Source organism: Nocardia alba NBRC 108234 (assembly GCF_001612665.1).
Lineage (GTDB): Bacteria > Actinomycetota > Actinomycetes > Mycobacteriales > Mycobacteriaceae > Nocardia > Nocardia alba.
In genome coordinates this window covers 28021-39685 of sequence record NZ_BDAX01000021.1, presented here as the reverse complement: position 1 = coordinate 39685, position 11665 = coordinate 28021, and the positions used below count along the sequence as shown (strand labels likewise).

The 11665-nt window shown below is 68.6% G+C and carries 9 protein-coding genes; 4 read left to right on the top strand and 5 right to left on the bottom strand.

What is annotated here, in order from left to right; all coding sequences use genetic code 11:
* Positions 1-9: 9 nt before the first annotated feature.
* On the top strand, positions 10-1749 hold the full coding sequence (locus tag NA12_RS22715) for a glycosyltransferase family 87 protein (RefSeq protein WP_067454888.1): 1740 nt from the start codon (positions 10-12) through the stop codon (positions 1747-1749).
* Positions 1750-1790: 41 nt separating this feature from the next.
* Here the strand turns inward: NA12_RS22715 and NA12_RS22710 are convergent, their stop codons facing one another.
* The gene (locus NA12_RS22710) at positions 1791-3335 is read right to left on the bottom strand and encodes a TerD family protein (RefSeq protein ID WP_067454885.1); all 1545 of its coding nucleotides are present in this window, start codon (positions 3333-3335) and stop codon (positions 1791-1793) included.
* Between the two features lie 19 nt (positions 3336-3354).
* Positions 3355-4725: a TerD family protein gene (locus NA12_RS22705; protein WP_067454883.1), complete on the bottom strand. Its 1371-nt coding sequence runs from the start codon at positions 4723-4725 to the stop codon at positions 3355-3357.
* Between the two features lie 174 nt (positions 4726-4899).
* Here NA12_RS22705 and NA12_RS22700 point away from each other — a divergent pair, with 174 nt between their 5' ends.
* Genes NA12_RS22700 through NA12_RS22690 form a run of 3 tightly spaced genes read left to right on the top strand, consistent with a single transcriptional unit; the run spans position 4900 to position 7000 of the window.
* The gene (locus NA12_RS22700) at positions 4900-5523 is read left to right on the top strand and encodes an AIM24 family protein (protein ID WP_067454880.1); all 624 of its coding nucleotides are present in this window, start codon (positions 4900-4902) and stop codon (positions 5521-5523) included.
* 9 nt (positions 5524-5532) lie between these two features.
* Positions 5533-6231, top strand: coding sequence for an AIM24 family protein (locus tag NA12_RS22695; RefSeq protein WP_067454877.1), 699 nt, complete (start codon positions 5533-5535; stop codon positions 6229-6231).
* Positions 6232-6235: 4 nt separating this feature from the next.
* On the top strand, positions 6236-7000 hold the full coding sequence (locus NA12_RS22690) for an AIM24 family protein (protein ID WP_067454874.1): 765 nt from the start codon (positions 6236-6238) through the stop codon (positions 6998-7000).
* A gap of 46 nt (positions 7001-7046) precedes the next feature.
* Here the strand turns inward: NA12_RS22690 and NA12_RS22685 are convergent, their stop codons facing one another.
* The 3 genes from NA12_RS22685 to NA12_RS22675 are packed head-to-tail and all read right to left on the bottom strand — an operon-like array spanning position 7047 to position 11634.
* A complete protein-coding gene (locus NA12_RS22685; protein ID WP_067455345.1) occupies positions 7047-7841 on the bottom strand; it encodes an HAD family hydrolase in 795 nt (264 codons plus the stop codon).
* A 38-nt stretch (positions 7842-7879) separates the two neighbouring features.
* Positions 7880-10426, bottom strand: a complete 2547-nt coding sequence (locus tag NA12_RS22680; protein WP_084473016.1) for a phosphoribosyltransferase — start codon at positions 10424-10426, stop codon at positions 7880-7882.
* Entirely contained in the window at positions 10423-11634 is a 1212-nt protein-coding gene (locus tag NA12_RS22675; protein ID WP_084473015.1) for an HpcH/HpaI aldolase/citrate lyase family protein, read from the bottom strand. The genes NA12_RS22680 and NA12_RS22675 overlap by 4 nt, the downstream gene beginning before the upstream one ends.
* Between the last annotated feature and the right edge of the window lie 31 nt (positions 11635-11665).

Below are 11665 nucleotides of genomic sequence, written 5' to 3'. Positions count from 1 at the left end.
TCGGATGTCGTGACCGATCAGCGACTCGCGGACCAGCCGGCGTCCAGTGGTAACCGGCCGAGCCGCGAGGCGGGGTACGTGGCGCCCGCCCGGCTGGCGCCCGACCTGCGCTCGATCGATGCCCGGGACCGGCCGAGCCGCAACGATTCACTGACCGCGCAGCTGTCCACGGTGATCGGCGGCCCGGTCGGCGATCACGCGCTGATCGGGCGGGTGCGGTTCTGGACGCCGCTGCGGGTGATGTTCGCCTTCACGGTGATCTTCCTGGCGCTGGGCTGGTCGACGAAGGCCGCCTGTATCCAGCAGACCGGCGACGGCGACGGCGGGCTCATGCTCGACTGGAACAACGGCCGCCAGTACGTGGCCATGTGCTACTCCGACACCGTGCCGCTCTACGGCGCCGAACGGCTCAACGAGGGCGCGTTCCCGTACAAGAAGTCCTGGACCGAATCGACGCCCGATGGCGGCACCGAGACCAGATACATGGAGTATCCGGTGCTTTCGGGCCTGTACCAGTACGCGTCGATGCAGATCGGCAACGTGTGGGATCACCTGCCGCTGCCCGGCGCGATGTCGGTGGTGGTGTACTTCAACGTCGTCGCGATCGGCCTTTCCCTCGGGTGGCTGATCACGGTGTGGGCCTCGTCGCGATTAGCGGGGCGACGGGTGTGGGACGCCGCGCTGGTGGCGGTGTCGCCGTTGGTGATCGTGCACATGTTCACGAATTTCGACGCTCTCGCAACGGCTTTCGCGGCCACCGGCTTGCTGGCGTGGGCGCGGCGCAAGCCGGTGCTCGCGGGCATTCTGCTCGGGCTCGGCGGGGCGGCGAAGCTGTATCCGCTGTTGCTGCTGGGGCCGATCGTGGTGCTGTGTCTGCGGATCGATCCGATGCGACGCCAGCCCGCCGCGCGCGCCGGGCTGCGGTTGCGCGATGTCGACAGTCTCGATTCCGCCCGCACCTGGTTGCGTGAGACACCGGCGCGGACACACCTTTTCGCGATGCGGCCACTGGGCTCGGCCACGCTGACGGTCGTCGCCGCGGTGGGCACGTGGGCGGCGGTGAACCTGCCGATCGCGGCGCTGTACCCGCAGGGCTGGCGAGAGTTCTTCCGGCTCAACACCACTCGTCACGCCGATCCCGATTCGATCTACAACGTGATCACCTCGTTCACCGGCTGGACCGGCTTCGACGGGCCGATCGGCCACGGTGAACCACCGACCATCCTGAACACGGTCTCACTGCTGGCCTTCGTGACCGCCTGCGCCGGCATCGCCTATTTGGCGCTCACCGCGCCGCGCCGCCCCCGCCTGACCCAGCTGTGCTTCCTCGTCGTCGCGGCGTTCCTGCTGACGAACAAAGTGTGGAGCCCACAGTATTCGCTGTGGCTGGTGCCGCTGGCCGTACTCGCGCTCCCACACCGGCGAATCCTGTTGGCGTGGATGACGATCGACGCGCTGGTCTGGGTCCCGCGCATGTACTACTACCTCGGCGAAGACAACAAGGGCCTGCCCGAACAGTGGTTCACCGGCACCGTCGTCCTGCGCGACCTGGCGGTCCTCGCCCTGTGCGCCCTGATCGTCTACGAGATCCTGCGCCCTCAGCACGACGTGGTCCGCCGCGACTTCGTCGACGACCCAGCAGGCGGCGTCCTCGACCGAGCCCTCGACCCCCTACTCCCCTGGCTCCCCGAATTCCTGCGCCCGAGGCAGGCCACGATCAGCGCACGACCGGTATCGGTGCTGAACTGATCGCAGCGGGCGCGATGACGAAATACCGAGGGAGTACGGCTCTACATTCGTAGGTAGCGGGCCTGGAGTTCGGGTTCGGCGGGGAGCATGTCGAGGTCGAGTTCCCAGGCGTTGCCGGTCCAGGGGTCGAACAGGGGGGTGCCGGGCAGGGTGGGGAGGTGGCGGCAGGACTGGGCGAGCAGATCCACTGGGCCGTCGCCGAATTGGCCGTTGCTGCCGACGATGACCAGGGACAGGCCGATCAGGTCGCCGCGGATCATCAGTTGACCGAGGCGCACGATGTCGGTGCCCTGATAGCCGTGCGGGAAGTCGGCGGCGACGAGGATGCGGTGTTCGGTGGGCGGTACGGCTTGGCCGCTGTTGTAGGCGATGTCGGCGAGTTCGGCCGCGTTGGCGAGTTCGGCGAGGCGGGCGGAGATGTCGCCGTGGTCGGCGATGACCGGGCCTGCCAGCAGGGGTGCGAGGGGGGCGGCGAGGGTGCGTAGGCCGCCGGTGAGGTCGATCAGGTCGACCTTGATCGACTTGTCGGGGATCGCGGCGACGAGGCGGGCAACCAGGGCGCCGATCACGCGCGAGGCCGCGGCGGTGGATTCGGTGTCGACCCAGAGCGGTCGATTCAACGGCACCGGAACGCAATACGGCACGCGCAGGCCGCCACGGTCGAGCGCGTACAGCTCGCCGAGCCGGATGCCGTCGCTGCGGACGGCGCGGGAGGTCCACGCGGGAGCCAGCCAGGAGGCCAACGCGGCGGGCATGGCGGCGTCGGCCTCGGCGATCTCGAGGCCGAGCTGGTTGCTGTCGCGGCGGTGGTCGGCGTCGGCGAGGGCCACGAGTTCGTCGTGGCGACGCTGCGCCTGCGCGCGAGCCGCGTCGGCGGCAGGCGTGTTGCGAGTCGCCGGGTCGGAAACCGCTTCGGAGAGTTCTTGATCCAGGCGTTTGGCCGCGTAGTCGCGCGCCGAGACGAGCGCGGCGGCCGAGCGGGCGGCGTCCTCGAAGATCATCCACATGCGTTGCAGGCCGTGGTCGACTTCGAGTGGGATGCCCGAGGTGGGAACGGGTCTCGCGACTGTCTCGGTGGGAGCGCTCGGCGGCGCGAGCGGAGCAGGCTGCCAGGCCTGCGCGGGTGGTGGCGGGGTGACGCCGTGCGCGGTGAGCAGCTGAGCCGAGCCGCCCGCGTAACCCTGACCGAGCGCGCGCAACTTCCAGCCACCCCCGCGCCGATACACCTCCAGGCAGATCAGCGCGCTCTCACCGGCAGTCGGCGCGATGACGAATTCCGCTGCGGGACTACCATTTTCATACAGTGAAGCAGTCACCGTGCCGAGCGCGTGCCCACCAGTGACGAACAGCAGCACAGCGTGCGCGTCGGACCTGATCTGCGACAACGTCAGATCCACCGCCGCCCCCGCGAAGCTCACGCCGGGGGCCGAGGGCCGCGACGCGCACACATGGTCGGGCGCGTCGCGGACCCGCAGATCCTCGCCGACCACCAGCGCCCCGAGTTCGACGGCGCCGGTGGTCTGCGCGGTGAAGCGCACGGAATCAGCAGTCAGGGCAGTGTTCTGCCCCGCCTTCAGGTGAATCACGGTGTCTGCCTGTCTTGGTTCAGTTACCGCCGAGGAATCGGCCCAGCTGCGGCACGGCTTCGCCGGGGTGCTTGGCGTTGAAGCCCTCGCCCAGCGCCTGCATCTTCCAGTCGCCGCCGACGCGGTACACCTTCGCCATCGCCATCGCGGTGAACGGCATGCCGCCCGCGAGGGTGTAGCGGGCCAGCTCGCCGTTGGTGGTGCCGTCGATCAGGCGGCTGAACGCGTTCTGCACCTGCTCGAAGGAGTGGCCCTTGTACGAGGTGACGATGAACAGCAGCGTGGTGATGTGCGCCGGGATCCTGGTGAGGTCGACGAGGATCATCTCGTCGTCGCCGTCGCCCTCGCCGGTGAGGTTGTCGCCCTGGTGGCGCACCGAACCGTCCTTCGACGACAGCTGGCCGTAGTAGGCCACGTCGACGAGGTTCTGGTCGGCGAACAGGCAGACCGAGGCGTCGAGGTCGATGTCGACGGTGCGGTTGCCGAACATCCCGCGCGTGCGCACGGGATCCCAGCCGAGGCCCATCTTCACGAAGGTCAGCGCGGCGCCGCCCTCCTTGCGCAGCGTGACTCGCTGCCCCTTCTGCAGGCTGACCGGGCGATCCTTGCTCAAACTGATCTCGCCTGCGGGCTGCTGCGGCGCGCCCTGCGGGTAACCCTGTCCGGGGGGCGGCGGGTAGCCACCGCCGGGCGGCTGCTGGGCCGGGCCGGGCGGCGGCGGATAACCGCCACCGGGCGGCGCGTAGGCGGTTGCGGCCTGCTGCGGGTAGTTGGGCGCGGACTGCTGCGGATAGTTCGGCGCGGACTGCGCCGGATACGCGGGCGGGGCCTGCTGCGGCGGGGGCGGCGGGGACGCGGCCTGCTGCGGGGCGGCCTGGGCGGGCGAATCATCGACCTGCACACCGTGGTCGGTGACCAGCGCGGCGAAACCACCGGCATAGCCCTGGCCGACCGCACGGACCTTCCAGCTGCCCTGACGGCGGTACAGCTCGAGCGCGATCACGATCGACTCGGAGTTCAGACCATCGATCTGGTAGCTGAACAGCTGGTTTCCCGACGCGTCGGAGACCAGCGCGGTGGGCGGGGCGAAGCGCCCGAAATTGCTGGTGGCGTCGTCGAGGGTGATCACCGCGCGGATCTGGTCGATGTCGGCGGGCACCGACGACAGCGAAACAGCAAGCGAGGCAGGCTGTCCCGCAGGCCCGGGGCGCAGATCGACGCCCGGTCCACTCGGCTGGTTGTAGAAGACGAAGTCAGCGTCGGTGCGGACCTTGCCCTGCTCGGTCACGAGCAGCGCGGAGAGGTCGGCCGGTGCGGTGACCTGGAGCGAGATCACCACGTCGCTGACGGCCAGCGGGCCGTTCTGGCCCTTGGCGAGTGTTGCAGACAAGTTCGACCCTTCTGGTGGGTGTTCCACGGCAGTGCTTGCCACTCTACGAGAAACCGGCCGCACGCGTCCGCGCTCTGTGGCGCGGGCGTACTTTCGCCTGATCGGTTAGGGTGACGTCGCAGTCGGAACGGGCGGTGGAACCGCCTTCGCAGAGGGGACGGGCAAACACCTGTCATGGCGCAATTGTTCGAACAGTCGAAAAAGGTGATCGAGGCGCACCTCGCGGGGACGAGTATCCGCGCGATCTCCGGCTCGATGGTGGCCTACGAGGGCAATGTGCAGTTCAAATCGGCCGGGTTCGGCGGCGGCGAGGGCGTGCTCAACGGCCTCAAACGCCGCGCCACCGGTGAGAAACTGTCACTGATGGAGTGCAACGGCAACGGGCGCGTGTTCCTGGCGGTGAACGGCCAGAACGTCACCGTGGTGAACCTGAACAACGACACGCTCCAGGTCGAGTCGCAGCAGCTGCTGGCTTTCGCGGGCAACCTGCGCACCGATGTGCGGTTCGCCGGGGTCGGCGGGATGTCGGCGGGCAGCGGGCTGTTCACCACCACGGTCAGCGGGCAGGGCCAGGTGGCGCTGCTGTCGGCCGGTGGGCCGCTGATCCACCTCGAGGTGTCGCCGCAGTATCCGCTGATCGTGGATCCCGACGCGTTCGTCGCCTCGCGCGGCAATCTCAACCAGTCCTTCGTCACCGACGTCTCGTGGCGGTCGATGGTCGGACAGGATGCGGGCGAGGCGTTCTCACTGCGCTTCGACGGCCAGGGTGTCGTGCTGATCCAGCCGGCGGAACGGTAGGGACGGGCGATGTTCGAGAAGGTCAACGGCAAGGTCGTGAAGGTCAACGTCGGGCAGGCCGGCGGCGTTGTCGCCCGTTCCGGTGCGATGCTGTTCTACACGGGTCAGGTCGCGTTCGCACCGCACCAGATTCCCGGCGCCGGTCAGGGCATGGGCGGCGGCGGTCTGATGCGGATGGCCGGTCAGATGATGGCCGGTGAGCACGAACGGACCATGCTGGCGCAGGGCAACGGTGAGGTCCACTACGGATTCGCCGGACTCGAGGTGCATGTGGTGCAGATGCAGCCGGGCGCGGTGCTGCGGGCCGAGGCTTCGCGACTGCTCGCGCAGTCGGCCGGTTTGCAGGCTTCCGTGGTGTCGGTAGCCAGTTCGGGCGGCGGCGGTGGTGGCGGCGGTTTGATGGGCGCGCTGCGCGGCGCCGCGGCGGGCGTCGCGACCGGGCAGGGCATGTTCACCACCCAGCTCAGCGGACAGGGTTCGGCGGTGCTGCTCGCGCACGGCGGCTTCCTGGAACTGCAAGTGGGCGGCCCGAATCCGATCATCGTCGACCCGCAGGCGTTCGTCGCCGCGTACGGCAATGTGCAGACCGAGCTGAAGTCGGCGATGAGCTGGCGCGACGCGGTGGGCCGCGGCGCGGGCGAGGCGATGCAATTGCATTGCCACGGACAGGGTGTGGTGTTTGTGCAGGCCTCCGAAGAGAAGTTGTGAACCGATGAGCGACATCCTCTCGCCGATGAATCTCGGCGCCAGCGACAACATTCCGGGCAACAGCTACGCCTACTGCATCGACCTCACCGGTCCCTGGTTCATGCGCAAGGGCGCGATGATCGCCTACTACGGCCAGATCGAGTTCCAGATGCTCACCCACGGGTTGCAGGGCGGCCTGATGCACATGGTGAGCAGCCAGTTCTCCGCGCCGCTGTTCGCGGGCGACTACGTGGTGGCGCAGGGACACGGCAAGCTGATCATCGGCGACCGCGGTTACGACATCAATTCCTATGACCTCGAAGACGGCAACCTCACGATCCGTGGCGCGAATCTGCTGGCCTTCGAGCCGGGGCTGGCGTTGAAGCAGTCGATCGTGCCCGGGTTCCTCACGCTGATCGGCACCGGCAAGTTCCTCGCGTCGTCCAACGGCCCGGTGATGTTCGCCGAACCGCCGCTGCGCGTCGACCCGGAATCCCTTGTCGGGTGGGCCGATTGCCCGTCGCCCAGCCACCACTACGACCAGGGCTGGATCAGCGGTTTCCTCGCGGCGGGCGCGGCCAGGATGGGCGCCAACTCCGGCGAGGAACGTCAGTTCGACTTCACCGGCGCCGGTACGGTGCTGATCCAGTCGACCGAGAAGATCATGAGCGACAACGCCCTGGTCCGCACCATCGAGGGTCAGCTCCAGAGCGGCGTCACGGTGGGCGGTCTACAGCGTATCCAGGGCGTGATCGCCCAGCAGTTGGCCGGTCAGCAGCAACACTACTGAGCAAGGCGAACCCGGGTGCCGTTGTGGCGCCCGGGTTTTCGTCTACCTATGCAGGCACCGTGGTGCGCTCCGCTGCCGCGTGGAACCACCCGAGAATCTCCTCGCCTGCCAGGATTCCCGACGAGGTGGTGATCGTGAGGTTGGGGGCGGTGAAGTTCAGTTCCTCGAGTTCGCCGTGGCGGGGACGGATCGCGGCGTCGGCTGCCTTCAGCATCTCGGCGTCCAGTGCGCCGTCGCCCGCGGTGAAAAGCGTCGCTACGGCGGACAATTCACCGGATTCGACCAGCCTGCGACGGACGTCGGCGACAGCGAGACTCTTACAGACCGCATCGGGCATCGTGTAGATCTTGCGGCCCTGCTGGGACGCCGACCAGCCGTTGGCGCGGCACCAGGCGTCCCATTCCGCGAGGAAACCGGCGGGGACCAGGTCCGGGTGGACCACCAGATAGCAGAACAGCTCATCGGCCTCGCGGTACTTGGTGACCCAGGAATCGTCGACGCGGGAGCGTAATTCGGCGCCCACCTCGGCGAGGGTGGCGCCGGACGCGTTGACCTGGTCGTCGATGGCCACCCGCCACGCGGGGTCGGGGATGCCGTCGACCAGGATGTTGCCGCCGTTGCTGGTGATGGCGTAGCGCCAGGGCGCGCCGGGCAGGGTGATGCGCTGGAACTGTTCGATCGTGCGAGTGGTGGTCGGGATCACCGGTGCGATGGCTGCGAGCCCGCGCAGGGCGGCGATGGCGGTGACGGTCATGTAGGAGAGTGGTTCGCCCTCGTAATACTCGACGCACTCCAACGCGGCGGCCTCGGCGTCACCGAAGCCGTTGCGGGAGAAGATCATCGTGCGATCCAGATCGGTCGCGAAGAGGGACTCGGCGCTCACCGGGGTAGCTCCTTGATCAGGCCCATGCAGGAATAGGCCAGGTCGGGGACCACTTCCACCGGGACATTGCGCGCCGCGGCGAGCAGGCGGATGTGGGCGTGCTCCGGTGCGTCCGCTTCGCGCACCAGCACTCGCCACGGTACCCGGCGCAACAGCACGCGAGTGGTCTCGCCGACGCCGGGTTTCACGTAATTGACTGTGCTGATGCCATATTCAGCACGAACCTTTTCCACCGAGGCCCACCCGGACCAGTCCGGCGTACGGTCGGAATCGCGAATCGCGGCGACCGCGGCGGGCACCTGTTCGCTGATCGCGGGGAAAGCCGCGGTGACCGTGTCGATCAGGTGATTCGAGACATCGGCGTCGATCAGGTCGCGGTAGAACTTGGCGCCGTGGAACTCACCGGGACCGATCAGCGATTCGTTGAGCACCGTGCGCGAGACGAGGCCGGACACAGTCGAATTGAGGCAGGCCGAGGCGATGAGGAAGTCGTCACGGGTGCCGTAGGTACGCACGCAGTTGGCGGGGTCGGCCAGCACCACCAGTTCGTCGTTGAACCTGGCGCCGCCTGCGGCGTGGTAGGCGTCGAGGGCTGCGGTGAGTTCGTGCGTGATCGCGCCCTTGCCGGTCCAGCCGTCGACGAAGACGATCGAGGCGGGATCGTGGTGGTGGGCGAGGTAGTCCAGCGCCACCGCGTCGATGCCGCGATCGCGCACGATCGAGACGGCGTAGTGCGGCACGGTCAGCGGCTCGCGACCGATCCCGCTGACCAGCCAACGGCGCATGAGCACGCCGACGGGCGTGCCCGCCCTGGCCAGCGAGACCAGGACGATGTCGGTACCGCGTTCGGCCACGACGAGTTCGGCCACGGTCGCCACCGCCAGCGCCAGCCGCTCGGCGCTGTCGGCCAGCACACGATCGAAGAGCTCGCGGTATTGCGCGTCCGGCTGGAACTCCACCGGCAACGACTCGGCGTAATGGGCAACCCCGGCCTGGATACGCTGCTCGCGTTCGCCGATATCGGCTTCGAGGTCGGCGTCCGAGAGATCCTTGAGCAGCCACGAGACATCCTCGGGCGCATAGGAACCGAACGCGGGGCCGTGCAGCGCGGCGGGGAGCGAGCTGTCGACGCGGTCACGAGTTCCCGACAGTGACGCGGTGGGGGCCACCCGTTCAGCCGTACGGCTCGCATGCAGGGCGCGTGGGTCCGCGCCGGGCAGGACGGCGATCAGCACATCCGCGCCCGAGGCGGTGAGGACATCGACCAGGCCGCCGGGAGCGACCAGCTCCGGGGTGTCGGCCGGCGGATCGATGACCACCAGCAGCACCGCGTCCGCGTCTGTCCACTGGGCGTTGTACAGGTAGCGCTGGGCGGTGGGATCGGGTTCGGGAGCGGTGAAGCGGAAACCGCGCCGGAGGGGATAGCCGGGTTCGTCGAGGACGTATGCCGGTGAGCGGGTGGTGGTTTGGAAGCGGGTGGGGGTGCCCGCGTCGGCCAGGTCGGCGGCCAGGCGCAGGGGGAGGTACATGAGCTCTTCATGACCGATGACGATCACCGGGCGACCGGCGAATTCGGCGTCGAGGCGGGTACTCACCTCGTCGGCGATGGATTTCACCGCGATATCGAAAGCCGCGTTGTCCGAGCGAAGCGTGCCGTGCCTGCCGCCCTCGGGAACATCGACGGGCCAGGACAATTCGATGCGACCGTGCGAACCGGGCTCGCTCGCCACCGGATTCAGCCGCGGATCGGGCAGGGCGGTGACGGTGTCGAGCAGCCCGGCGGGCAGCTCGGTGCGACCCGACGCCAGGCACACCGTATCGATGCGCGCGCCGAGTTCGGCCGCGGCGGCTTCGAATCTGCGCCGATCGGCGGGCGTGCGCATATCGACCAGCGAGGCGAGCACGTAGTGCGAACGCGGCGCGAACGCGTGCAGCGCGCGCACCGCGTCGATGGCGGTGTCGCCGGTGGAGATCTCGTCGTCGACCAGCACCAGCGGGAGATCGTTGGCGAAGATCGCGGCGGGCGCGGGCTGGAGCAGGTGCGAGGTGGCGTGTGAATGGCCCTCCTCGAAACCGGTGAGCGTGGTGGCTCGTGGCTCGTGCCTGCGGGTGGAGTGCAGGTAGCAGCCCGCGTCGATCCGCGCGGCCACGCAGTGGCCCAGACCGGTAGCGGTCTCGGCGAACCCGAGCACCACGGCTTCGCGATCGCCGAGTTTCTCGCGCACCAGCTCGGCCAGGCGGTTGCCCGCGCCGATCACCACGCGCGGGTCGGTCGGCAGGTGCTTGCCGAGCACCGTCGATACCAGCAGATGCGCCCGGCGCGGATTGCGACGCAGACCCGGCTGCACCAGCGCGCCGATCGAGAGCTCGCCGGTCAGCACGCTGTCAGCGGACAGGGCCGCGAACCGCTCGGGTACGCCGTCGGCTGACCTCACCACCCGATCGGCGCTCTCCTCGGGCACCGAGCGCGCGGCGAAGGACTCGCCGTGATGCAGCTCGATACCGAGATTCACGGTGGCCCATGGTGTTTCGAACGCGTTCATTCGGCGATCATCGCTGTCAGCAAGTCCACGAAAGACACTCCCTTGTTCGCGACCCCGAACGCGCGGGCCCGAACCAGCGTCTGGCCCGCCCAACTGCGATGCGGGCGCATCTCGTTCATCTTGTTGCGGTACTCCGAGGCCGCGACGCCACCGACATCGGCGGCCATGATGTCGAGCGCGTCGGCGTATTCCTCGTGGGTCACCACCGACAGCGCGTGCACCACGGCCACGTGCGAGGGGTGGATCACCGTTTTGCCCTGGATGCCGTTGGCGCGGTCGAGGGTGATCTCGCGCAGCAGGCCGTCGAGGTCGCGGCTCACCAGGTACTGGCGGAACTTCACGGCGTCGGATTCCTCGAACGGCGCGCTGCGCAGCTGTGGCCGGAACATTCGCTCGTGATCGGCGAAGTACTCCCACACCGGTCCCGTGATGATGAAGCCGGTGCCGTCGACGCGGCCGAGGTAGTTGACGATGTCGGCGATCACGTCGGCGACCACCCGTACGTCGTAGATCGTGAGGTCGCGGTCGCGGCGGATGCCGAAGGTGGAGCACATGTCGGTGGCGCCGATCCGCACGGCCAGCACTTGCTCACGGTGTCCGGCGAGCAGTTCGGCGATGCGCGAGAGCTGCTCGTCGCGGGACTGGCGATGCACCAGGTTCGACGACTCGAGCACCGGCATCGCGTAGACCGGGCGGCCGAGGGCGTGGTTGGCCTCGTCGAGCGCGGCCAGGTAGGCGGGCCCGCTGACGGCGTCGAACTTGGGGAAGACGAATCCGGTGAGCACCTCGGCGCCCGGCCCGAGCGCGGCGACCAGCTCGCCGACCGAGGCCGCGTCGCGGACCCGGATGAACAGCATCGGGTTCGCGGCCTCGCTGCGCGCGAGCAGATCCAGGGTGTCCACCGCGTGCTGCTTGGCAGCCTCCACCTGGTGATCGGCGACGGCGTCCTCCAGGTCGATCACCATCGAGCACACCCCGCGCGCGGCCCGTCGGCGAATCGTCGCGGCGAGATCGGGGCGGGTCGCGGGCACGTACAGGGTCGCGCCGAGCGCGGTCGCCAATAACTCCCGGTCATCGTGGCCCCGGATCGGCTCCGGTTCCACCAGGAACAACTCCCGCCGACGGGGTCCCTGCAACTGCTGGAAATGGCGCAGAGGTGCCTGTTTACGCAGGCAAACTTCCGGCGCGATGGCGTAGACCGCGGTCATTCCCCACACCTCATCTGTTGAACCAATGTCA